The organism is Glaciihabitans sp. UYNi722 (genome assembly GCF_040549465.1).
Taxonomy (GTDB): domain Bacteria; phylum Actinomycetota; class Actinomycetes; order Actinomycetales; family Microbacteriaceae; genus Lacisediminihabitans.
Genome location: NZ_JBEPTL010000018.1, coordinates 1 through 23,608, shown reverse-complemented (window position 1 = coordinate 23,608; position 23,608 = coordinate 1). Strand labels below are relative to the sequence as shown.

Annotated in this window: 20 protein-coding genes and 1 tRNA gene; 8 read left to right on the top strand and 13 right to left on the bottom strand. The window is 62.9% G+C overall.

What is annotated here, in order from left to right; all coding sequences use genetic code 11:
* The first annotated feature begins 26 nt into the window (after window positions 1-26).
* From ABIB56_RS13175 to ABIB56_RS13160, 4 genes are all read left to right on the top strand, one after another.
* Entirely contained in the window at window positions 27-2,660 is a 2,634-nt protein-coding gene (locus ABIB56_RS13175; RefSeq protein WP_354569674.1) for a transglycosylase domain-containing protein, read from the top strand.
* Between the two features lie 54 nt (window positions 2,661-2,714).
* On the top strand, window positions 2,715-5,279 hold the full coding sequence (locus ABIB56_RS13170; RefSeq protein ID WP_354569673.1) for a transglycosylase domain-containing protein: 2,565 nt from the start codon (window positions 2,715-2,717) through the stop codon (window positions 5,277-5,279).
* Entirely contained in the window at window positions 5,279-6,244 is a 966-nt protein-coding gene (locus ABIB56_RS13165; RefSeq protein ID WP_354569672.1) for a metallophosphoesterase, read from the top strand. Before ABIB56_RS13170 ends, ABIB56_RS13165 begins: the two co-directional genes overlap by 1 nt.
* A 42-nt stretch (window positions 6,245-6,286) precedes the next feature.
* A tRNA-Pro gene (locus ABIB56_RS13160) sits at window positions 6,287-6,360 on the top strand.
* A 186-nt stretch (window positions 6,361-6,546) separates the two neighbouring features.
* On the opposite strand, the gene ABIB56_RS13155 is transcribed toward ABIB56_RS13160, so the two are convergent.
* On the bottom strand, window positions 6,547-7,209 hold the full coding sequence (locus ABIB56_RS13155) for a DedA family protein (RefSeq protein ID WP_354569671.1): 663 nt from the start codon (window positions 7,207-7,209) through the stop codon (window positions 6,547-6,549).
* Between the two features lie 161 nt (window positions 7,210-7,370).
* Between ABIB56_RS13155 and ABIB56_RS13150 the strand changes: the two genes are divergently transcribed.
* Entirely contained in the window at window positions 7,371-8,189 is an 819-nt protein-coding gene (locus ABIB56_RS13150; RefSeq protein WP_354569670.1) for a COG4705 family protein, read from the top strand.
* A 127-nt stretch (window positions 8,190-8,316) separates the two neighbouring features.
* Entirely contained in the window at window positions 8,317-9,663 is a 1,347-nt protein-coding gene (locus ABIB56_RS13145; RefSeq protein WP_354569669.1) for a DUF2079 domain-containing protein, read from the top strand.
* Here the strand turns inward: ABIB56_RS13145 and ABIB56_RS13140 are convergent.
* The 9 genes from ABIB56_RS13140 to ABIB56_RS13100 form a co-directional block, all read right to left on the bottom strand.
* Window positions 9,660-10,715: a sensor histidine kinase gene (locus ABIB56_RS13140; RefSeq protein WP_354569668.1), complete on the bottom strand. Its 1,056-nt coding sequence runs from the start codon at window positions 10,713-10,715 to the stop codon at window positions 9,660-9,662. The two genes, ABIB56_RS13145 and ABIB56_RS13140, sit on opposite strands and share 4 nt — an antisense overlap.
* On the bottom strand, window positions 10,712-11,377 hold the full coding sequence (locus tag ABIB56_RS13135; protein ID WP_354569667.1) for a response regulator transcription factor: 666 nt from the start codon (window positions 11,375-11,377) through the stop codon (window positions 10,712-10,714). The genes ABIB56_RS13140 and ABIB56_RS13135 overlap by 4 nt, the downstream gene beginning before the upstream one ends.
* Window positions 11,378-11,583: 206 nt before the next feature.
* A complete protein-coding gene (locus ABIB56_RS13130) occupies window positions 11,584-11,979 on the bottom strand; it encodes a type II toxin-antitoxin system VapC family toxin (RefSeq protein ID WP_354569666.1) in 396 nt (131 codons plus the stop codon).
* Window positions 11,976-12,227: a type II toxin-antitoxin system VapB family antitoxin gene (locus tag ABIB56_RS13125; protein WP_354569665.1), complete on the bottom strand. Its 252-nt coding sequence runs from the start codon at window positions 12,225-12,227 to the stop codon at window positions 11,976-11,978. The genes ABIB56_RS13130 and ABIB56_RS13125 overlap by 4 nt, the downstream gene beginning before the upstream one ends.
* 48 nt (window positions 12,228-12,275) lie before the next feature.
* Window positions 12,276-12,953 (bottom strand): thymidine kinase, encoded by a 678-nt coding sequence (locus ABIB56_RS13120; protein ID WP_354569664.1) that lies wholly within the window; start codon window positions 12,951-12,953, stop codon window positions 12,276-12,278.
* Window positions 12,953-13,639 (bottom strand): DNA-binding response regulator, encoded by a 687-nt coding sequence (locus ABIB56_RS13115; RefSeq protein ID WP_354569663.1) that lies wholly within the window; start codon window positions 13,637-13,639, stop codon window positions 12,953-12,955. Before ABIB56_RS13115 ends, ABIB56_RS13120 begins: the two co-directional genes overlap by 1 nt.
* Window positions 13,626-14,786, bottom strand: coding sequence for a hypothetical protein (locus ABIB56_RS13110; RefSeq protein ID WP_354569662.1), 1,161 nt, complete (start codon window positions 14,784-14,786; stop codon window positions 13,626-13,628). The genes ABIB56_RS13115 and ABIB56_RS13110 overlap by 14 nt, the downstream gene beginning before the upstream one ends.
* Window positions 14,783-15,997 (bottom strand): sensor histidine kinase, encoded by a 1,215-nt coding sequence (locus tag ABIB56_RS13105; protein ID WP_354569661.1) that lies wholly within the window; start codon window positions 15,995-15,997, stop codon window positions 14,783-14,785. Before ABIB56_RS13105 ends, ABIB56_RS13110 begins: the two co-directional genes overlap by 4 nt.
* 137 nt (window positions 15,998-16,134) lie before the next feature.
* Window positions 16,135-17,220 carry an Rv2578c family radical SAM protein gene (locus ABIB56_RS13100; protein WP_354569660.1) on the bottom strand — a complete coding sequence of 362 codons (1,086 nt, stop codon included), beginning with the start codon at window positions 17,218-17,220 and terminating at the stop codon, window positions 16,135-16,137.
* 55 nt (window positions 17,221-17,275) lie between these two features.
* Here ABIB56_RS13100 and ABIB56_RS13095 point away from each other — a divergent pair, with 55 nt between their 5' ends.
* Entirely contained in the window at window positions 17,276-18,208 is a 933-nt protein-coding gene (locus ABIB56_RS13095; protein WP_502917600.1) for an IS1595 family transposase, read from the top strand.
* 72 nt (window positions 18,209-18,280) lie between these two features.
* Here the strand turns inward: ABIB56_RS13095 and ABIB56_RS13090 are convergent, their stop codons facing one another.
* From ABIB56_RS13090 to ABIB56_RS13080, 3 genes are all read right to left on the bottom strand, one after another.
* Window positions 18,281-20,005 carry an ABC-F family ATP-binding cassette domain-containing protein gene (locus ABIB56_RS13090; protein ID WP_354569659.1) on the bottom strand — a complete coding sequence of 575 codons (1,725 nt, stop codon included), beginning with the start codon at window positions 20,003-20,005 and terminating at the stop codon, window positions 18,281-18,283.
* A 273-nt stretch (window positions 20,006-20,278) separates the two neighbouring features.
* Window positions 20,279-21,757 (bottom strand): malate:quinone oxidoreductase, encoded by a 1,479-nt coding sequence (locus ABIB56_RS13085; RefSeq protein WP_354569658.1) that lies wholly within the window; start codon window positions 21,755-21,757, stop codon window positions 20,279-20,281.
* Between the two features lie 119 nt (window positions 21,758-21,876).
* A complete protein-coding gene (locus tag ABIB56_RS13080) occupies window positions 21,877-22,599 on the bottom strand; it encodes an SGNH/GDSL hydrolase family protein (RefSeq protein ID WP_354569657.1) in 723 nt (240 codons plus the stop codon).
* A 627-nt stretch (window positions 22,600-23,226) separates the two neighbouring features.
* On the opposite strand from ABIB56_RS13080, the gene ABIB56_RS13075 reads away from it, so the two are divergent.
* Window positions 23,227-23,589 carry a hypothetical protein gene (locus ABIB56_RS13075; RefSeq protein ID WP_354569656.1) on the top strand — a complete coding sequence of 121 codons (363 nt, stop codon included), beginning with the start codon at window positions 23,227-23,229 and terminating at the stop codon, window positions 23,587-23,589.
* Window positions 23,590-23,608 lie beyond the last annotated feature (19 nt).

Here is a 23,608-nt window from a genome sequence, read left to right as displayed (position 1 = left end):
AGCGCCCGTCCCGTACTCTTGCCACTATGTCTGGCCATAGTGTGAAGCCTTCCGGCGTGCTCGGGGGGCTAGCCGGTCTCCTCGGATTGAGTGTGATCGCGGGTGTGCTCGTCGCCGTGATGGTGACCCCCGCACTCGCCGTCACCGGCAATGCTGCCAAGGGCACTATCGGCGCCTTCCAGGACCTTCCAGAATTCATCAGGCTCAGCACACAGTCGCAGCAGAATCAGATCTACGCCATGCGTACCGGACAACCGGTGCTCATCGCGACGACCTTCAAGCAGAATCGCAAGGAAGTGGACTGGGAGCAGGTCTCCCCTTTCCTGACCCAGGCGGTCGTCGCCGGCGAGGATCGCCGGTTCTACGAACATGGTGGGGTGGATATCTCCTCCATCGCCCGCGCGGCGATCGGCAATGCACAATCGGGTCAGGTCACCAGTGGTGGCTCGACGCTCGACATGCAGCTGGTGAAGAACATCCTCATTCAGGAAGCCCAGTCCATCACAGACACCAAAAAGCGCGACACAGCAGTCAACGCGGCCAAAGAGACCTCGATCGATCGAAAGATCAAGGAGATGAAACTCGCGATCGGACTCGACAAGGAGTACACCAAGAAGGAGATCCTCCTCGGCTACCTGAACATCGTCGGCATGGGCTCCAACACCTACGGCGTGGAGTCGGCCGCGCAGCAGTATTTCAGTGTTCCCGCCAAAGACGTGACCCTGCCGCAGGCGGCCAGCCTCATCGCGATCGTGCAACAGCCCAACGCCCAGAATCTCAGCGACCCGGCCAAGTATCCGGCCAACAAGATACGACGCGACGAGATTCTCGACGCCATGCTCGACGTCAAATACATCGATCAGAAGCAGCACGACGACGCCATCGCGACGACGATCGAGTCCTACGTCAAGATCAGCCCGCCCATCAGCGGATGCCGCAATGCCGCCGACGCGAAGGTCGCCTGCGACTACGTCACCAGGCTCATCACCGCTCCGGAACTGCCGGCAGGAATGGGCGCCGCCCCGGTGGTGGAATCGCTCGGCGCGACGCCCTCGGAGCGCAGTGCCAACTGGGACAAGGGCGGCTACACCGTCTTCACGAGCATTGACCTCGGGCTGCAGGACGCCGCGCAGGATGCCCTGAACACGCAGACCCCACCCACTGAGAATCGATTCCCACTCGGCGCCGCGTCGAACACCGTGGAAGCGGGTACCGGCCGGGTGCTGGCGATGGCGCAGAACAAACCCTTCGACGACGCATTGGAAGCCGCGCCGAACTCCACTGCACTCAACCTGAGCACCGATTTCCCCTACGGCAACTCGGTCGGCTTCGAGACCGGCTCCACCTACAAGATCATCGACCTCGCCAACTGGCTGGACACCGGTCACGGCCTGAACGACCGCGTCAACGGCACGGGTCCCCAGATCTATGCACCGTCGAGGTTTTCCGCCCCATGCGATCCGGGCGCGATCCCCGGCGCTCCGTTCAAACTCCAGAACGATGGCAACTCCCGCGGCGGGTATATGACTGTGAGGTCTGCCCTCATCGGCTCGGTGAACAACGCATTCATGGACATGGCGACCAGGCAGGATCTCTGCAGCATCCGCGAGACCGCGAAGGCGATGGGTGCGCACCGTGCCGATTTCAAGAAAGACCTCGACATCAACCCGTCGACCATCCTCGGTTCCAACGAGCAGGCGCCGCTCACCATGGCCGCCGTAGCTGCGACCATCGGCGCGGGCGGCCTCCATTGCACGCCGATCATCATCGACAAGATCGTCGATCCCCAGGGCAAGGAGCTGCCTGGCCAGGCGAAGACCTGCAACCAGGCCTTCTCAGCGGATGTGGCTGCCGGAGTGGCGAACGCGATGGCCGGCAGCATGGCCGGTGGCACGAGCCGCCCGGGTAATCCAAGGGACGGAGTGCCGATCGGCGGTAAGACGGGCACGTCGCCGAGTAGCCACCAGGACTGGATCGTAGCGACGACGACGAAGCTCGGCACGGCAGTCTGGACCGGCAATATCTACGGCAACGTCGGCCTGAAGAGGTTCACCAATCCGATCACCAGGCAGAACTACTATTCGAGTTCACGCTTCAACATCATGAAGGCCGTGATGAAGACGGCTAACGCACTCCCCGGTCTCCGGGGCGAGGCGTTCCCCGCGGCGTCGGCTGCCATTCTCGGAGGTTCGTCGGCGACAGTGCCGTCTGTGATCGGCCAGACCATGGCGCAGGCGAAGGCGCTGCTGGAAAGCCTGCAGTTCGAGTTCGTGGACGGTGGGCCGGTGGCATCCGCTCTTCCCGCTGGGCGCGTCGTGAGCACGGACCCCGCACCGGGGGCGAAGGTCTCTTCTGGCAACGCCGTGACCGTCTTCTCGAGCGATGGCAGCCTGGCAACGACCATGCCGAACGTGGTCGGTCTCACCCGCCAGGCGGCCAACGATGCCCTCGCGGCCGCTGGCTTCGCCCCGGAGAATGTCAGTTATACCTGGGTGCAGGGCACCCCGGGCCCCCCGGCGAATCTCTGCCAGGTGCAGGCATCCAACCCTGCAGCGGGGGCGGTGGTGGCCAAGACGGATGCCGTCACCCTGAACGTCTACGGCACCGCGGTGGCGAACCCCAGCGGGGAATTCCGACCACCGCCGGGCGTCTGCCTGTGACGCACGACTGACGCGTTCCCGAACTATCAGTTTTCATCGCTTATCCTTGCTGCTATGCCAGCCCAAAAAGTGAAGTTTTCCCGTGCGCTCGGGGGACTCGTCGGACTCGTCGGATTCAGCGTGATCGCCGGCGTACTCGTGACAGCCATGGTCGCCCCGGCGCTTGCGGTGACGAGCGTCGCAGCCAAGAGCACCATCGGCGTCTTCGAAAACCTGCCGGACTACATCGCCCTCGGCGGCCAGGCGCAGCGCAACGACATCTATGGACTCCGCGGGGGTCAGCCGGTGCCGATCGCCACCGTCTACAACCAGAATCGTGAAGATGTCTCCTGGGACAACGTCTCCCCGTTTCTGAAGGATGCCGCGGTCGCCGGTGAGGACCGTCGTTATTACACCCACGGCGGCGTCGACCTGCAGTCGTTAATGCGTGCCGGTGTCGGTTTCGTCACCAAGACCGGTTCAACCGGTGGTTCGACCATCGCCATGCAGCTGGTCAAGAACATCCGTGTAGCACAGTCGCAGCTCATCGACGATAAAGTCAAGCGCGACAAAGCCTATGCGGATGCGATCAAGACCAGTCCCGACCGCAAGCTCGAAGAGATGAAACTTGCCATCGGGCTTGAGAAGCGATACTCCAAGAAGGAGATCCTGCTCGCCTACCTGAACATCAACGGCTTCGGCGGTGTGACCTATGGTGTGCAGGCTGCTGCGCAACGCTTCTTCGGTGGCATCAGTGCTAAAGACGTGACTATCGCGGAGGCCGCGAGCCTCATCGCGACAGTCCAACGCCCCGCAGGGCTGAACCTCGGCGATCCCAAGAATTACCCGGCGAACAAACTCCGCCGCGACACGATCATCAACGACATGCTCGACCTGAAGATGATCACCCAGGTACAGCACGACGAGGCCATTGCGACTCCGATCGAGTCCTATGTGAAGCTGCAGCCGGCCACTAACGGTTGCCTCAATGCGGCCGACGCCAAGTTCTTCTGCGACTACTCAGTCCGGAAGGTCCTGGAACAGCCGGCGCTCGGCAAGTCGAGAGAAGAGCGCCTGAAGAACTGGGCCAATGGCGGTTACAAGGTCTACACCTCCATCGATCTCGACCAGCAGGATGTGGCCCAGAACCAGCTCAGCACCGTGACGCCGGCCACCGAGACGCGGTTCGCCCTCGGTTCGTCTGCGGTCGCGCTGGAACCTGGTACCGGCAAGATCCGCGTGATGGCCCAGAATAAGGACTACAACAACACCTCGGCCGCGACGTCGGCGCAGACCTCCATCAATTTCAGCACCGACTTCGCCTATGGTCGCTCCAACGGCTTCCAGACCGGATCGACCTACAAGATCTTCACGCTCGTCGACTGGCTGCAGAGCGGTCACGGTCTGCAGGAGAGGGTGGACGGCACCCCGAAGCAGTTTGCAGCCAACAGCTTCAAGTGCAATGGTTCCCCGACGGGCAACGCCTATTTCCCCCAGAATGACTCGCCAGGTGAAGGCGGCTCCTGGTCGGTGCTACGGGCGACGACCTCGTCGGTCAACGTCGCATTCGTCGAAATGGCGAAGAAGCTCGACCTCTGCAAGATCCGTGATGACGCCACCGCGATGGGCGTGCACCGCGCCGACGGGGCCGAACTGGAAACCCTCCCCTCTTCGACGCTCGGCACGAACCTCATCGCTCCGATGACCATGGCCGCTGCCATCGCCACCATCGGTGCGAACGGCACTTACTGCAAGCCAACCGCCATCGACAAGATCGTCGGCCCTGACGGCAAGGACCTCCCAGGCGAGCCGACCGAGTGCACCAATGCCATCACCCCGCAGATCGCCGCCACTGTCGCCTATGCGCTCAAGACGGTCTTCGACTCCGGAACGGCGACGGCGGGAAACCCGCGCGACGGCGTTCAACTCGTCGGAAAGACCGGTACGACCGACGGCTCGTACCAGAACTGGTTGATCGGCACGACGACGAAGATCGCCCTCGCGGTATGGGTGGGCAATATCATCGGCAATCCGGCGAGAGCCACCTCCAAAAATCCGGGAGGCGAGCAAAGCCTCCGTCAGATCACCGTCGGTCGCACCAACGGGTACAGCCTCAAGTTCATGATCTTCAAGGCGACCATGAAATCCCTCAACGCGAACCCCGCCTACAAGGGTGGTGCTTTCCCCGGCGCTGATTCGTCACTGCTAGCCGGCCGCAGTGCATCCGTGCCGAACGTCGTCGGGCAATCCTCTGCCGCGGCTCGGAAGCTTCTGGAGAGCCTCCAGTTCAACGTGGCTGACGGCCCGACCGAGTCATCGGCGCTCCCTGCCGGAACTGTGTCGCGCTCCGATCCCGCAGCTGGAGCGAGCAGTTCGCTCGGCTCAACAGTGACGCTGTACACGAGTGATGGTTCACTCAGTACGGTTCCGGATGTGGTCACCGGCCACTCGAACAGCTTTGGCGGCGCGAAGGCCATGCTCAACAGTGCAGGCTGGAACAGTGTGAGCCAGGCATGCCAGGTCGTGACGAGCCCGGATGACGTGGGCAAGGTCGTTGCCAGCAATCCCGCCCCAGGTGCCCAGGCACGACCGACCGACGAGATCAAGCTCGCTGTCGGCCAGTTGAAACCCTGTAGTTGATGCACAGTTCGGATCGCACAGCAGTCGGCGCCGCGATAGCCGCAGTCGCTACCGCAGGACTCGGCGCGCTCGCCTGGGGCACGCTCGTGGAGCGCAACAGGTTCACGCTGGTCAAGCAGGTCGTTCCAGTGCTTCGGCCCGGCTCACGACCCCTCACCGTGCTGCATCTCTCCGACCTGCATATGGCACCTTGGCAGCGCGCCAAGCAGGATTGGATCCGTGGGCTGGCCGTGTACGAGCCCGACCTGGTGATCGACACCGGTGACAACCTCGGACACGTCGACGGCATCGAGGGCGTCGAGTACGCGCTCGAACCGTTCCGCGGTATCCCCGGTGTCTTCGTGCACGGGTCGAACGACTATCACGGCCCGGTTGCCAAAAACCCGTTCACCTACTTCACCGGTCCGTCGGAGAAGAAGCATCACGCGCCCAACCTCGACACCGCGCGCCTCAACTCCTTCCTCGAGGGACTCGGCTGGCTCGATCTCAACAACACGGCACGGGCGATGAGCATCAGGGGTTCGCGGCTCGAGTTCATGGGCGTGAACGATGCCCACATCGGCTGGGACAAGCTCGCGAAACTGCCGGGCGCGATGGACGAGATGCGCGAGAACGTGGGCTGGGAGGATGACACTACCGGCCCCGATCCGATCACCATCGGTCTCACCCACTCGCCCTACCAGCGCGTGCTCAACTCCTTCCTCACCTACGGTGCGGAACTGATCTTCGCCGGGCACACCCATGGAGGCCAGGTCTGTGTGCCAGGGTACGGCGCGCTGGTGACCAACTGCGACATCCCGCGCGACCAGGTGAGGGGCCTCAGCCTGTGGAAGCATGCGCGGCGCGCGGCCTACCTGAACGTCTCCGCGGGTCTTGGCACCTCGATCTACGCGCCGGTGCGGTTCGCCTGCCCGCCTGAGGCGACACTGTTGACACTCGTCGGTCGCGATATCAGCTATTCTTGATGAGGCTTCGGATCGAACCGCAAGGTTGGGCCTGAAATCAATCGGGGTGTGGCGCAGTTTGGTAGCGCGCTTCGTTCGGGACGAAGAGGTCGTGGGTTCAAATCCCGCTACCCCGACAGTTGTCATGTCTCGGGACATCGTTCACAGGTGTCTCGGGACGCGGCTCACATTTCGCTCTCCTTCGGGAGGGCGTTTTGTGGTTTCTGGGCTGATGGCGTTGGTTCGTCGAGTACTACTCGGAGCCCGGCACGCGCAGTGGTCTCGAGCAGATGAGCATCTGACGGCGACGCCAGTCCCAGGGCTCAGTCGACATCCTGCGTCGCTGCGGCCCGCCTCCGTACCGTGATCGTGCGCACGAGAATCGGCACGACAGACACGACCACAATTCCGATCAGGACGATGTCGATGTACTGGGAGACAAAATCGGCGACACCGGGCAAGTGAGCAAGCGCGAACCCGAGAACAATAACCGATCCGGACCAGAGTGCGGCGCCTATGAGGTTGAAAAACGTGAAGAGTCGGCGGGGCATGCGCCCGACTCCGGCTGCGACGGGAGCGAATGTGCGCACCACGGGAACGAATCGGGCGATCGTCACTGCGACGGGTCCAAATCGATCAAAGAAGTTTTGGGTGCGCGTGACACTCTTTCGGCTGAAGACGCCGGACTCGCGGCGCTCGAAGACCGCCGGCCCCGTTTTGCGCCCGATCGTGTAGCCGAGTTGGTCGCCGAGCGCCGCAGCGAGGCCCACGAGCAAGATGACCAGCCAGAGCGGCTCTCGGATGGCGCCGCTCAGGGTGAGCACTCCGGTGAAGAACAACAGTGTGTCCCCGGGCAGAAAGAAGCCGACAAGCAGGCCGGTCTCGGCGAACACCGCAGCACACACGATTGCGAGGCCCCAGGCGCCGGCCCCAGTGATCAGGGACTGCGGATCAAGAAGCCCCGTGGAGATGAGAGAAAGAGTCATGGTGCTCCAAGTATGGTCAGGTGGAATCTAAGAAACTTCGAAGTGGTGCCATTCTCCACAGCATCACAAGGCCGAACGGCGCTCTGCGCAAACCTTGGCGAATTCTTAGTCGTCGGGCAATCTACTGGCCACATCCCCCACCACTCGAAGGAGCAACCACGATGCCCAGCAACGGAACGGGCTCGCCGGCCATCGGCAGGGTCATGCTCAACAAGGTGCCAGAAGTCACCGCCATCTTCTGGATCATCAAAGTGCTCGCGACCACGGTCGGCGAAACCTTTGCGGACTTCCTGAATGTCAACCTGAATCTCGGCCTGACCATCACCAGCGTGGTAATGGCTGCCTTGCTGGCCCTCGTGCTCGTCTTCCAATTTCGAGCCCAGCGTTATTTCCCCGCCGTTTACTGGCTCGCTGTAGTTTTGATCAGCGTCGTCGGCACTCTGATCACCGACAATCTCACCGACAACTTCGGGGTGCCGCTCTGGGTCACCGCCGTGCTCTTCGCGATCGCGCTGTCCATCACCTTCATTGCCTGGTTCGCCAGCGAGAAGACCCTGTCGATTCACTCGATTTTCACGCCTCGCCGTGAGTCGTTCTACTGGCTTGCAGTGCTCTTCGCCTTTGCGCTCGGTACTGCGGCCGGCGACCTGCTCGCAGAAAGCCTGAATCTCGGGTACCTGCTCTCGCTTGTGGTGTTTGCGGCAGCCATCGCACTGGTCGCACTTGCTTACTACGCCTTCAAGTTGAACGCCGTGGTCGCATTCTGGATCGCGTACATCCTTACCAGGCCACTGGGAGCATCCACAGGCGACCTCCTCTCACAGAGCCCGAAGGATGGCGGACTGGGCCTCGGAACTACCGGCACGAGCGTGCTTTTCCTTGGCGTCATTCTGCTGCTCGTCGTGGGGCTCACAATTCGGGAGCGACGCGGCGGCGGCCAACTGGAATCATCGAACAACTTCGACCTGCCGACGGCTTAGATCCTGCCTGGCTGGGTGCCCGGTGGTGGAGGATGAGCGGTCGGGAGGTCGGCGTTTCACGGGGGCGGTCTCCCCGTCTGTGAAGAGGGGTCAGGCGGAGCGGCTTCGGGCCCGGGTTCACGTTCGCGTGATACCCCTCGCGTTTGTCGTCGTACTGACGGCCATGTATTCGGTGCTCGCAATCCGGCGCCACGTCACCTACCATTCAGCGGGATGGGACCTGGGGATTTTCGAGCAGGCAATCCGCAACTATGCTGCGTTTCGGCCGCCCATTGTCGCCTTGAAAGGGGCGGGCTATAACCTTCTCGGAGATCATTTCCACCCGATTCTTGTCACGCTTGCACCGCTCTACCGCCTCTTCCCCAGTCCGATAACGCTCCTGATTGCCCAGTCCGTGTTGCTGGCCGTGAGTGCGTGGCCCTTGGTCGCGTGGGCGCAACGCTCCCTGGGGCGCCGCGGCGCGGTCGCTGTGGGAATGATCTACGGCCTCTCGTTTGGGATCGGATCCGCCGCGGGTTTCGATTTTCACGAGGTCGCCTTCGCTGTACCGCTCATTTCGTTCGCTCTGTGCTCACTAGGCCTGGGACGGTTGCGCTCGGCGGCAGCATTTGCCCTGCCGCTGGTGCTCGTCAAGGAAGATCTCGGCGTCACCGTGGTTGCGGTCATCGGCGTACTTCTATTCCTCCGCGGCGCCCGTCGACTCGGCATCGCGCTGGTCATTGTCGGCGTGGCTGCGACGGCACTCGAGGTGGGAATATTGCTCCCGCTGCTGAATAGCGCCGGGGGATACTCCTACTGGGCCAAACTTTCCGCGCACCCCCTTCCCACCGTGTTCTTCAGCTCCGCGGGCGAAAAAATCGGCACCCTTGCGCTGACCTTCGCGATCACGGGCTTCGCTGCGCTTTTGTCGCCGATTGCCCTCGCAGCGCTGCCGACGCTGCTCTGGAGATTCGCCAGCGACGATCCCAACTATTGGGGAACGGACTTTCACTACAGCGCCATCCTCATGCCCATTGTGGTAGCTGCGATGATCGACGGCCTCGCTCGCTTCCGCCAGCGCTACCCCCGCGTTCGGTGGGCCATGCCCGTCGTACTCGCGATCGCATTGGCGGTGACGGTCGGTGCAGTTCCCTCGCACCGACTGGGCGAGCTGGGCAGCACTCAATTGTGGACTGCCAACCCACAGGCGGCTTCGATTGAGGCTGCACTTGCCATGATCCCCAACGGGGCCACCGTGTCGGCCTCCGACAACCTGGTGCCGCACCTCACCTCTCGCGCGACAGTGACCCTATTTGGGTTGCGGCCGCTCGCCGTAGTCAATCCCGATTGGATCATCGTCGATCCCGATTCGACGCGTCACTTCGTGGTGACGCGCTCCGCCGAGCTGAGGCGGCTGAAGGCGGCCGAGCAGTCCGGCTACACGATTCGTTTTCAGGGCGAGGGCATCACTCTCCTACGAAGAGCGAAACCCTAACGCGACCGAGGGGACTGGGGCTGCGAGCTTGACTGGGGCTGAGGTTCTCGAATCGAGGGGATGAGGAGCTGGATAGTTGTGCCGGCAGGGGATGTTGCGAACACCGTCGCCAAGCCGCCGAATCGTTCGACCGTGTCGCGCACGAGAGACAGTCCGATTCCAAAACCCGTGCGCGAGGTACCTCCGCCACCTACGGCATCGCCTGAGCGCGCGAAGCGATCGAAAATGCGGGTCGGCTCGATGCCGGTGATTCCCGGACCGTGATCACGCACCCTGACGATCACGGAACTCTTTAACTCCTCGACCGAGATCTCGATCGTCGATTCGGGCGGCGAGAAATCGAGTGCGTTGTCCAACAGGGCCACGACGCATCGATGAAGACTTGCGGCAGGAACGACCGTTGCTACCTGTTCCTCGGCCTCGAGCCTGATGAAGACGGACCGCTCCAAGGCCAGTATCCTCATGGAGTCGACGGCACGTTGCACGACGGGCGCGACCACTATCGGCTCACTGCTCGCCGGCGGCCGATCGACCTCGGCAAGCGCGAGTAAATCGTTCACGATACCGATCAGTGTTTTGGTGTCACCGCGTAGCTCGTTCACGGTGACGGTGGACGGATCATCGTCAGCCAGTCCCCGCTGAAGCAACTGCAGCCGCGCATCGAGAACAGTGAGTGGGGTGCGGAGTTCGTGGCTAGCATCCGCGACGAACGCTCGCTGGAGCCTGAGGGCGTCGCCGAGTGGCCGCACTGCCCGCCGCGTAGCGAACCAGCTCATCGTGCCGGCGAGAATGATGGCGATAGTACCGATCACGAGGCCACCAACGAGAATTTCGAGGCCACCGACATCGATCGACGTCTCGTGGGATCCCACCGGGGAAAACAGGCGTCCTGGCTTGATGTGTGAGAAGACGAAAGCGAAAGCGGCGATCAGCACCGCGATAACGAGGACGCTGGAAGCAATGGTGATCTGGAGCCCCACCGCGCGGGAGGCCCGCCGAATCGCACGAAGGTCAGAGTCATCCGCGCGTAGTGAATTGTCCGTTCTCGTCATGGTGCTCCCAATCGGTACCCTTGGCCGCGCACAGTAGTGATGAGGTCGGCGTCAGTCTTGCGGCGAACATAATGTACGTAGGTATCCACGGTGCCGGGTTGATCGCTCGTGCCGAATACCTCGCCCAGGATCTGTTCTCGCGAGAAGGTGCGATGCGGGTTCTCGGCGAAGAGGCGCAGCAACTCGTTCTCCCGCTCCGTGAGGATCGTGCGCCCATCGTACGGCGAATAGACCGTGCGGCTCTCAGGGTAGAACTCCCATAGCCCAATTCGAACGAATGGCCCCTCCCCCGTATAGACCCGACGGATGGCGCGCAGTCGCGCGAACAGCTCATCGAATTCGAAAGGCTTGACGAGGTAGTCGTTGGCGCCGGCATCGAGTCCCCGCACCTTGTCCTGGATGGTTCCCAATGCGGTGAGGATGAGCATAGGGGTGGTGATCCGCTTGCGGCGAAGAGTCTCGATCACCCCAAGTCCGTCGAGGCCGGGCAGTCGACGATCGACGATCATCACCTCGAAAGCGCCGTTCAGTGCCACCTCAACGCCGAGAGCACCGTCATCGACAAGGGTGACCGCGTATAACTCGTCAAGAATTTGGCGCATCAGCGGGCCCAGCTGCTGATCGTCCTCGATGAGGAGAAGACGTGGGCGGGCGTCTGACATGATGCTCTCCTTTGAAGCGCTTTCCGTGATTCGGTCGCCGTACGCACTATGCCGATCTGATGCACAGGATCTTCTAAGACGGTGTTGGGCTTCTTTCACATCGCTTTTCTCAGCGATTCCTGATTTCGGGCTGTGTCGAGCCTCACAGACAACTGGCCGGGCTTCAAGCAATCGCAGCCCGTCGTGTTTCCACCGCTTCCGCGCCGCTAACCGAGAGCGCTTTGCACGTCGGTGTGGACGAAGTCGTCGCCTTTGTAGAGCAGGGGTTCGCCGAGATCCTTCGCGAGAGCGTAGGCACAACAGTCACCGAAATTCAGCCCGGCCGGATGCCCGCTGCCTTTGCCGAAATCGCGATACGCCTGGCGGGCGAGAGTGGCCTGCTCCGCCGTGAATGGCTCGATGGTCACGGAACCCTCCCGCAACAGCTCGTCCAACTGGCGGCTCGCAACCGGGTCCCCCGTACGGTCGACCACGATGCTCGCCTCAAGATAGTTGGCCGATGATATGCGAGCGCGTGGGGCTGCGGCGATGGCGAGTGCCAGGGTCGCGGCATCCGGCTCGGTCCTCACGATCGCAATGAGAGCTGAACTGTCGATGATCACTGAGGCAGACCGCTCTCGTCATAGAGCAGTTCGGCATGGTCGACCGCGCTCCGCGGTCCCAGACGTGCAGAAACCTGCCGCGCGATTGCCAACATGCGCTCTGCTTTCGCCTCGGCCTCTTCGGGACGCAACTCCACCAACCGCGCTCGCACGGCTTCTTCCACGGCTTGGGTCTGGCTCACACCAGTCAACATGGCAAGTTCCCGAACAAGATCGTGGGTTTGTTGGTTCTTGATGTTCAAACTCATGTCTACCATTCTACCCGGGAGGGGTAGACGTGACTCATCACCTTATCTTTAGGTGAAGTCGGCGTCCGGGGCGGAGCTGTAGACAGTCTCGGCGGGCTCGACCAGCACGCGACGGCGACCGCTGCCGAGCAGGCCGTGGCTCTCTTCGAGATAGCAGGCACCGCAGAGGGACTCGTAGGACACCTCACCGGTGTCGATCGCCACCTGGTCGCCGTCGAAGACGAACTCGCCGTCGATCTTGCGCGGGTTGAAGATGGCCTTGCGGCCGCAGCGACAGATCGTCTTCAATTCTTCGAGCGAGTGGGCGATCTCCAGCAGGCGGCGGCTACCGGGGAAAGCGACAGTCTGGAAATCGGTGCGGATGCCGTAGGCCAGAACCGGAACACCCTCCAGGATCGCGATACGCAGCAGGTCGTCTACCTGGGTCTCGCTGAGGAACTGCGCCTCGTCGATGAGCAGGCAACTCACGTCGACGCCGGTCTCCCGCTGCACGCGTGCGCGCTCGCGCTCGAAGGTCGAGTAGATGTCCTCGTTCGGAGCGATGAGGAAGTCGACGGGTCGAGTGACGCCGAGGCGCGAGAAGATGCCCCGCTCCCCCTTGGTGTCGACGCTGGGCTTGGCGAGCAGCACCTGCTGGCCTCGCTCCTCGTAGTTGTAGGCGGCCTGGAGCATCGCTGTGCTCTTGCCACTGTTCATGGCGCCGTAGCGAAAGTAGAGCTTTGCCACTACTGGAGGTATCCGTCCTCGGCAGCCCTGCGGATGAGTTCCGCTTTCTTGCTCGCCGGTCGATTGGCTTTGGCGTACTTCTCCCGCACCCGACGCAGGTAGGTCTTCGCGGTTTCGTACTGAACATTCATCTGCTGTGCGACCTCGGTGGTGCTGAAGCCGGACACATACAGTTTAAACGCTTCAGCCTCACCATGGCTGAGTTTGGGTCGCGACTGGTTCACCGCTCCGACAGGCAGCGGACGCCAGTCCTTCTGCAGCACCTCATCGGTCTCGACTCCCATCACCGCGCGAGCACTGTCCATCACGTCGCGCATCGGGATCGATTTGCTGAGGAATGCGGATGCTCCGGCATCGAGGGCGCGATCGCGGGCCTCACGCGTGTCAAGACTGCTCAGCACGATGACCTTCGCGCCGGCGGCCCGGCAGGTGCGCACCCTGGCTTCGATCGACACCGGCTCCTTCAACTGGAAGTCGATGAAGACCAGCTCGGTGGGAAAGTTGTCGCTGTGCACGAGTTGCAGCCAGGTGTGCGCGCTGAGCACGAGGTCGAAGTCGGGAGCATTCGCGCTGATCCAGCTGCTCAGGCTGTCGAGGAGCACCTCGTGGTCGTCGAGGATCGCGAGACGAACTCGACGAGTGGAACGGATGACCGAACCAGTGCTGCTCGAACTATTGCTGCTCATAGGAGAACCTTAATGTGAGTGTCGGTTGGGCGGAATCGATCTGAAAGTCGGTGAAGACCGCACGCATGACGGCGAAGTACGGAGCCAGTGCGGAGCGGAGCAGGTGATCGGCGACATCGAGGTTCGCGACGATCTCGCCGCGGCATCCGGTGCCCTCCTTGGACAACCGGATGCGGAGGTCGTGCCGGTCGAAGTTCGGGATGTCGATCATGGCCACCAGCAGCGCCCGCACCGCCGTGCGCTGATCACTACCCATGGCCGGTGCGGCGCGGTCCGGATCGTCAACCACCGTGGCGGCGGCTCCCGCGTCGGCACCGACACCCCCGGCGAGCTCGATCAGGTTCTCCAACCAGCTGCGGTCGAACTCGGCCACCATCACCCTGCGGATGGAATCGGCGATGCTGCGGGCCTGGACACGATCCTCTTCGCTGATGACGTTTCGAGCGAGCAGGTCACTGAAGAACGGAAGCACGTCCCGGTCGAGGATGGTGACCCGGTTCTGCTGCACCGAGCGAGCGATCCCGCTGCGGAGTTCCGCCATGAGGTTTCGGGTGGCGACCACCGCACGTCGCTGCCAGCGGCGGATCGAATAGACAAGCCCGGAGGAGAAAACGGAGGCACCGAAACAGAGCGCGAGCATGGGGGTTACGGCGACGGCAACGAAGGCGAATGGTGGTGCTTGCCTCGCCAACTGCTCAGCACGCAGCAGGGTGAGAAATCCGATCAGGATGGCCGACACGACACCCGCAGCGGCGAGTTCTCTCGCCGGGCGGTAGGGGCTGAGGGCGATGATGATCACGCCGAGACAGATCGGCCCCCAGTCGTTGGTGATCATCGCATCCGACGTCCGCTGTCCGGCAGCTTCCAGCCCGATCGCCGCCAACAACCCCGCGTGGATGACGTAGTGCGTTGCTCGCGTGAATGGCGCGCGATAAGCGCTCGCCGCCATGAACAGCAGCAGGCAGGATGCCGTGAGCACAGCCAGCGCGAGGACGGCAGGCAGCGGCTGGGATATCTCTCCCCGGAACGCGATGGTCATCACCAGCGCGTAACCGACGGCACCGAGCGCAAGCGTCCCGGTGAGAGTGCGCGTGCCCGCTGTTCCTGCCGGGTCCAGTTGCTGGCGAGTCGGCTCCCTCACGCTCATGTCGCACCTCGCACACTCGCGTGACCCCCGAGCGCGGGAACCCGGATCATGATCGAGGTTCCTCGCCCCGGCGTCGACCAGACCTGCACCGCTCCGCCGACCGACTCGATCCGGCGACGCACCGACTGGCGCAGCCCGAGGCGATCCGCTCCTGTCTCCGATTCAGTGAACCCGCGACCCGTGTCGATGACCATGACCGAGATCTCCGTCTCCGACCCGTACACCGCCACCTCCGCCTGGTTGGTGTCCGCATGCTTCAGCACATTGACGAGGCATTGCTTCACCGCCAGGCCGAGCGAGTAGGAGGTCTCGCGGTCGAGCCGGGAGATGACGGTGAGATCTCCGGTCGCCTCGACCTCAAGGCCGAGCGCGCGTGACTCCTGGATAGCGGCGAAGAGGCCGCTCTGACGCCAGTCCAGGTGAGCATCTTCGTCGTCCTTCGGCAGTTCGTCGCCGAGCCACTCCTCGCCGATCAGCACCTCGAGGTCGCGTTCGATCTCGGCGCGGAGTACCGGATTCAGCGGGCCGTCGGTCGCGCTGGCGATCGCGGCGAGGTGGCTGAGAACGGTGTCGTGCAGCAGGGCAGCGGCGCGCACCTCGATGCGATACCGCATCGATGCCAGTTCTTCGTCTCTCGCGGCGCGGTGGAGTTGCGGCTGGCTGCGGCGGGCCAGTCGTCTGCTCCGGTCATTGAGCAGGAAGATCACCATCGTGACGAGGAAGGCGAGCAGTGTGGTGACGTCGAACTCGAATGGATGCCCGGTCACCAGGATGGCGGCATCCACCGACGCTTCCGCCACGGCATAACCGGCCACGCACCAGGCGATGCGCCTGCCGAGGCCGCCCCGCGGGCCACCGACCATCACCAGTGCCACTTTGAGAAGAGCGACCGAAAAAGCATCGGTGGCGACGAGTGGTGTCTGCAGAGAATAGAAGGTCGCCGCAAACCAGAAGCTGCAGGCCGCACCGACGGCGAGGTAGAGACCGGAATTGAAAGCCGTTGGCCTGCGATCCGCCAGCCAGAGCGCGACGAACATGGGGCCTAGAGCGATCATCGCCGGCCAAAGTCGGACGTCGGTGTCGGCGGCCTGGAACGCGATGGTGATGAGCAGGGTGCCGATGATCGTGGTGAATCCGATGGCGTGGAGTCCGCGTACGAACCATCGACTGACCGCCTGGGGTGCCAGGTGCGCAGGTAGACCGAGAGACATGGCTTCCCCTCCCCGGTCCACACAGAGGCTTAGTATGACATCCGAACAGAGCATTTTGTACCCCGCGAAATGGTGAAAATGGCTGATCTTGGGACCACTTCGGGGGTAATTGTGCCCCGATTTCGCTATTCGGCAAGCTAGAAGAGCGTCGGTTGCCTTCCACCGAGGGATGCTGTCGGCAGTTCGTCGGCGATAAGCGAGCGGTTGCCGTCGGCATCGCGCAGCCCCCCGAGTGCGCTGGAGCGCACGGCTCCGGTGGCCGGATCTTCATGGCCCTGATCGAGTCCGTGCGCCCGAATCAGCGGCTTGATCTTGGCCGACAACCAGCGCCGATAGTCTTTCGGCGCCGACGCGTCTTTCGCGTACATCTGCTGGTAGCGAGGCAGCAGCTCCGGTCGGGTTTCTGCAATCCACTGCATGAACCACTCTTTGACGCCGGGTCGTAGGTGCAGTGCGGTGTAGAGCACCGAACTCGCTCCGGCATCCTTGATCTGGGCCAGGGCGTTGTCGAGGTGGTCACGCGTGTCGGTGAGGTACGGCAGGATCGGCATCATGAAGACGGAGCACTCAAGGCCGAGTTCCCGCGCCGCCGTGACCGTCGCCAGTCGTGCCGCCGTCGACGGCGTTCCGGGCTCGACGGACTGCTGCAGCTCGTCGTCGTAGACCGCGATCGACATGGCGAGGTCCACTGGCACAAGCCTTGACGCTTCGGCGAGCAGCGGCAGGTCGCGCCGGAGCAGCGTGCCCTTGGTCAGGATGCTGAACGGCGTGCCGGAGTTGGCGAGCGCGGCGATGATGCCGGGCATTAACCGGTACCGCCCCTCCGCGCGCTGGTATGGGTCGGTGTTGGTGCCGAGCGCCACCGAGCGCCTGCCCCATGACGACTTGTGGAGTTCCTTCGCCAGCACTTCGGCGACATTCACCTTGACGATGATTTGGCTATCGAAATCCTTGCCGGAGTCGAGGTCGAGGTACTCGTGGGTTTTGCGGGCAAAGCAGTACACACAGGCATGACTGCATCCTCGATACGGGTTGATCGTCCAGCCGAAGGGCAGTGCGCTAGCGCCAGGCACATGGTTGAGCGCGCTCTTGGCAAGCACCTCGTGGAAGGTGATGCCGGCGAATTCCGGCGTCTGCACGGTGCGCACGAAATTGGAGAGCTTGGCCAGTCCCGGCAGGGCGGAAGCCTCCTCCGCACCGAGTTCCTGCCCGCTCCACCGCATGTCTTCAGTCGAACATATCTTCTGCATATCTGCTTGAGTGCAGTAGATTTGTTTGATGAGCGAAAAGCCTGTTGGTGGGGTGGATTATCCGCGGACGTTTCAGGAGTTTCGGGAGTGGTTCCCGCATGATTCAGCCTGCATTGCGTATCTCGAGCGGTTGCGTTGGCCCGAGGGCTTCGTCTGCCCGAGATGCCAGGCGGCGAAGGGGTGGCGAATCAAATCGGGTTCGTGGATGTGCGCGGCCTGCGGTAAGAAGACCTCGGCGACCGCGGGCACGATCTTCCACCGCTCACACACCCCGATCTCGACCTGGTTCGCGGCCGCGTGGTTCATCACCTCGCAGAAGACCGGGATTTCGGCCCTGGCATTACAACGCCAGTTCGGGTTCGGCTCCTACGAGACCGCCTGGGCCTGGATGCAAAAACTTCGCCGGGCCATGGTCCGACCCGAACGGGAACTGCTCTCCGGCGTCGTCGAGTTGGACGAGACTTTCGTCGGTGGTCGCTCGACCGGCCGACGGGGTGCATCGACTGGGAAAGTCCCGGTCATGGTCGCAGTTGAAAGAATCGGCTCACACAAACTCGGTCGGGTTCGCTTCGGCATCGACTACGCACCCGGCTCTCTCGAGCTGGTCGCCTTCGCCCAACGCACGATCGCTCCCGGCTCCACGATAAGCACCGATGGAGCGCGAATGCTTCGCCGGCTTGGCACGCTCGGATACGCCCACACCTATGCAACTGGCTACAACTCGTCCGACATCAGTGCCGAGTTACCCGGTGTGCACCTCGTCGCCAGTCTGCTGAAACGGTGGATCGCGGGAACCCTGCACCACCACATCACCGTCGAGCACCTGCCCTACTACCTCGACGAATACGCCTTCCGCTTCAACCGACGCGACTCCAAAGCTCGCGGCATGCTTTTCTACCGCCTCCTTCAACAGGCCGTCAACACCGACCCCACAACCCTCACCGACCTCTACGAAATCTAACTGCACTCAAGCAGATATGCAGAACATATCTTCGAATGTCTGTCAACCAATTCCGTCGCGACAAGGAGCCGTTCAGTCATCTATCACTTGGCGCTCTGAGCCAGTTGGCGCCCTGAGCCATTGGGCGCCCTGGACGATCGGATGCAGCATCCGCCCGCCGCTCATCGCCCAGGTCTCCCCCGTCCACCGCCGACGCAGCCAACGATCGTGACTTGCGACGATCACCGCTCCCGGATAGCTGCCGAGAGCATCCTCCAGCTCCGTCGCCAGCGACAGAGACAGGTGATTGGTCGGTTCGTCGAGCAGGAAAAGGTGGGGTGGTTTCGCGATTATCGCCGCGAGGGCGAACCGTCGCTGCTGGCCGATCGAGAGCGAACCGAGCGGCCGGTCGAGGTCGCGCGGCGCGATCAGGCCGAGGCTAGTCAGTGGCAGTGCTTCTGCCCGCCTCTCCCCCATCGTCTTCTCGTAGGCCGCCCGCGGAGTCATCGACGGATCGGCGATGCGCACATCCTGTTCCAGCACCTGCACGCGCAACCCACGGCGACGGTTCACCCGCCCGGAGTCTGGCGCCAGCGTGCCGGCAAGCACCGACAGGAGCGTCGACTTGCCCGCACCGTTCTCGCCGGTCACCAACACCCGACTCCGCGGCTGCACGACAACGCTCGGCACATCGAGTCGTGCGGTCACCACCACCTCGCTCGCCTGCACGAGGATGCCGTCAGCCAGCGCATGCGAGCCGTGCGGGATGCCGGCAAAATTCAGCAGCGCGTTCGGCTTGCGCACCTGCGTCTCGGTCAGTTCATCGAGCCGGCCCTGGGCGTTGCGCACTCTCCTGCTGATCTGGAGCTGCACCTTGTTAGCCCGCTTGTCGTAGCCCATCTTGTTGTTGTCGTTAATCGGACGGTTGTGGTTGATCTCCCGCGAGGTGACGTCGACGGAGAACTTCAGGCGATTCAACTCGTCCTGCTCCTCAGCGAACTGGGCCTCCCACCGCGCGCGCTCCGCCGACTTCTCGGCAAGGTAGTCGGTACACACGCCCCGCGAATCGGTCGGACGGCTGCCACCGAACCTCCTGGCGCCTGACTTCGATGGATCGATGTCGAGCAGGGAGGTGGCCACGTCGTCGAGAAACTGCCGATCGTGGCTCGCGAAGACGACGGGGCCTTTCCACCGCATGAGCTGGCGCTCCAGGAATTCCGCTGCGGCATCGTCGAGATGGTTGGTCGGCTCGTCCAGCAGCAGGGCTGTCGGACGCGAGAGCAGCAGGGCCGCCAGCGCGAACCGCGAACGCTGGCCGCCGGACACCTCATCCAGCCGCCGCGTCAACGGGGTATCGGCGAGACCGAGCCCTGCCAGGATCTCGTCGCGACGCGAATCGACGGTCCAGACCTCCGCGCGTTCGGCTGCGTCAAGCGCTGCCGCATAGCGCTGGTCGGCCCGGGAATCGGAGCCGAGGGCGGATGCCGCCTCCTCGAGCTCCGACTCGATTGCACGCACCTCGGCCAGGGCGTCCTCGATGAGCGCGTCGAGAGTATCACTCGGGCGAAACCGCACCTCCTGCCAGAGCAGCCCGACACGGCCGGGACCGGAGAGGTCGCCTGCATCCGGCGTCTCCATCCCTGCCATGATGCGGAGCAGCGTCGACTTGCCCGCACCGTTCTCGCCGATGAGGCCGAGACGCTGGCTGGGATCGATGACGACGCTGAGGTCGGTGAGCACCCGACGGTCGCCGTAGCTGTGGGTCAGGCCGTCGATGCGGAAGTAATCGGTGACCGGTGTTGTGGCGTGTGCTGGCACAACGGCATCCCCTCGAAGATCGAGCGATTCCCGCCGGGATGGCGCAGTAGAGCCCCGAAGCGCAAAATGTGCGCAAGCGCAAAATGTGCGCGGGCGCAACGATGTGCGCGAAAGTTGTGGGACCTCTGTCTACTGCGTCACGACGATCCACCGTTGGGTGCCGTCGTCTCTATTACCTCGGACGCGGGACGGAAGCGATTTATATCCACATAGCGGGGTCGACGATAACACCATTCATCGGTCCGTGTAAAGTGAGCCGCCTCACATCTGCAATCAGGCGATCTCGAGCGCCTTCATCGTCAGGTCGAGGGTCTTCTTCGCCAGCTTCGGGTCGTCGGAGAGCTTCTTACCCCAGGTCGGAACCATCTTCTTGAGGGTCGGGGTCCACTCCGCGATGCGGTCGGGGAAGCAACGTTCGAGCACGTCGAGCATGATCGGCACGGCGGTCGAGGCACCGGGCGAAGCGCCGAGCAGGCCGGCAATACTGCCGTCGGCCGAGGTGATGACCTCGGTGCCGAACTGCAGCACTCCACCCTTCTTGGCATCCTTCTTGATCACCTGAACGCGCTGTCCGGCTGTGATCGGATACCAGTCTTTAGGATCGGCGGTCGGCATGAACTCCTGCAGCGCCTTGAATTTCGTGGACTTGCGCGCGATGAGCTGACCAATGAGGTACTTGACCAGGCCGAGATTGGATGCACCCGCCGCCAGCATCGGCACGAGATTGTGTGGACGGATGGTCGCGAACAGGTCGAACCACGAGCCATGCTTGAGGAACTTGGTGTTGAACCCGGCGTAGGGCCCGAACATGAGGCTGGCCTGACCGTCGACGATGCGGGTGTCGAGGTGCGGCACCGACATCGGCGGCGACCCGACGGCAGCCTTGCCGTAGACCTTTGCCTTATGGCGCGCCACCACATCCGGGTTGTCGGTGCGCAGGAACTCGCCGCTCACCGGGAAACCGCCGAAACCCTTGGCCTCCGCGATACCGGACTTCTGCAGCAGCGTGAGGGCACCGCCGCCCGCCCCGACAAAGACGAAGCGGGCGTGTACCGCCTCTGGCGTTCCGCCGACCTCGTGGCGCACCGCGAGCCGCCACAGGCCGTCCTTCTCGCGTCGAAGACCGGTCACGCGCTGCTCGAGCTTGAGCACCGCACCGTTCTCGGTCAGATAGTGCAACAGACCGTGGGTGAGGGCGCCGAAGTCGACATCAGTGCCGACATCGATGCGCGTCGCCGCGATCGGCTGCGACTTCTTGCGCCCGGGAATCATCACCGGAGCCCAGGAACGGATGACCGCCGGGTCTTCGCTGAACTCCATGCCGGAGAAGAGTGGATGGTCTTTCAATGCCTCCTGGCGCTTGCGCAGGTAGGCCACGTTGTCGGCGCCCCACACGAAGCTCATGTGCGGCACGGGATTGATGAAAGCCTGCGGATCGGGCAGCAGGTGCTTGCCCACCAGGTAGGTCCAGAACTGGCGGGACAGCTGGAACTGCTCATTCACCTTGACAGCGCTCGAGATCTCTATCGATCCATCCGGCTTCTCGGGTGTGTAGTTCAATTCGCAGAGGGCGGAGTGACCCGTACCGGCGTTGTTCCACGGGTTCGAGCTCTCGAGCGCCGTGTCACCGAGCCGTTCGAAGATCTGGATCGACCAGTCGGGTTGCAACTGCTTGATCAATGCACCGAGGGTGGCACTCATGATGCCACCGCCGATCAGGGCGACATCGATGGATTTGGCTTCCTGGCTCACCCCCCCAGTTTACGTTCGCCGGGAGGGCGCACTTTCCGCCGAGGTCGTTAAGAAGCTCCCGGCCTGAGGCGGTGATAAGTTGCGAGGAATTTATCGACAGGGGCAGTCAGCAAAAGCGGTCACAGGCCGAGTTTGGCGAGCTCCTCATTCATCCGCTTGGTCATCTCCGCGTAGCCCTTGTCGTTCGGGTGCAGGCCATCGGATGCCATCCACTCAGGGTGGTGCTCGATCCAGTGCGAGGCGCCGGGGATGTAGTCCGCACCGATGGTGGCCGCGGCATCCTTCACCCATCCGGAGATCACACCGAGCGACTTCGGACGATCGTCGGTGTACCAGAACGGTTCGACCACGATGAAGCGCGCATCGGGCAGGGCCTTTTTCAGCCTGTCGAAGTCGACATCGATCTGCTTGTGGATAGCTTCGGCTGCGCGATCGTAGGAGAAGTTGTCGTTGAGACCCATCGTGATGAAGACGATGTCGGGCTTCGATGCGATCACCTGGCCTGGCTCGTCGATACCGTCACGGTTGTTGATGAACCCGAGTCCATTGGTGCTCGGGTTGTATTCGCGCCAGTTGCGCTCGGCACAGATGACTGTCGACCAGCGTTTCTTCATCGAACTGGCGCCGGTGCCGAGGGTGTAGGAGTCGCCGTAGAAGGCGACCCTGGGGCCTGTCGCGGTCGTCGTGGTTCCCGATGGCTTCGGCTCTGTGCTGGACGGCTCGGTACTTGACGAGTCCGTGCTGGACGGCTCGGTGCTTGACGAGTTGATCACAATTACCCCCGCAACAGCCAACCCGACAACCGCCAGCCCCGCAACCAGGGCGATCAAACGACGGTTCATAGTGACTATTCGACACCGCCGGTCGCTCCGATTGCTATTCGAGGCTGCGGATTCCTAGCGAGAGCCCGGCGCTGGTCCTCCGTCTTTTCTCCGTCCCTCGGCCCGTCAAACAAGCTCGGCCCCGTCAACAGGATGGAGGACGACAACCAGCCCCGGAACAGGACATCCGGTAAGGATCATGGCCCAGCATCCTGTCCGGCGGTTCGAGCTCCACCCCGCGGCATCCACCGTCGCCGCTCTCTTCCTCCTCAGTTCCCACACGACCCGACCTGTCCCCAAAGTCGACCGAATCTTCTGCGCCGCCCGACCAATGCCGAGATATTTGCTGGCATGACCCGAAATATCGCGGCGGACATGCGTCGATTCGGGGGAGTTGCGCTTAGGGCGGACCTGCGTGCACTCGGCCACGGCTCCTCGGCGCTCAAACGCGCGGTCGCATCAGGAAAGTTGATGGTGCCTCGCCGATATTGGGTAGCTGACGATTCGGCGCCACAGGCAGCCAGACGCGCCGTGTTGCTCGGTGGGCGGCTCGGAGGTGCCTCCGCGCTCGTGAGTTATGGCGTATGGGTAGATGACATCGAACCGTTAGTGGTGAGTTGCGCACCCACGTCCAGCCGACTGCCACCCTTGGATCCGGCAGAGAGCCGAATTTATCTACACGAGCAGTTTGCCGAGAATGGCGACTACCGCTGGCGGGTGTCGCTGCGAGATGCGGTGCTGCAACATGCCCCGACATGCTCCCCCGATGAATTGATCGCCGTGCTCGACAGCGCTTTACACCAGGGCCTGCTTCGCGTCAATCAGCTGGATTCTCTGCTTGCCGCGCTACCCCGACGAGTCCGTCCTGCGACCGGTGATCTCGATGCCAAGTCGATGTCGGGCACCGAGTCGCATATTCGAGTCGCGCTGCGCCGGGCGAATTCAGGTGGTGAGTGCAACACCCTGAGTTCTGTGGGGTGTTGTCGATGGGCAGACCGTGGTCGCCATTGAGTGTTCGTTTGTCGTTCTG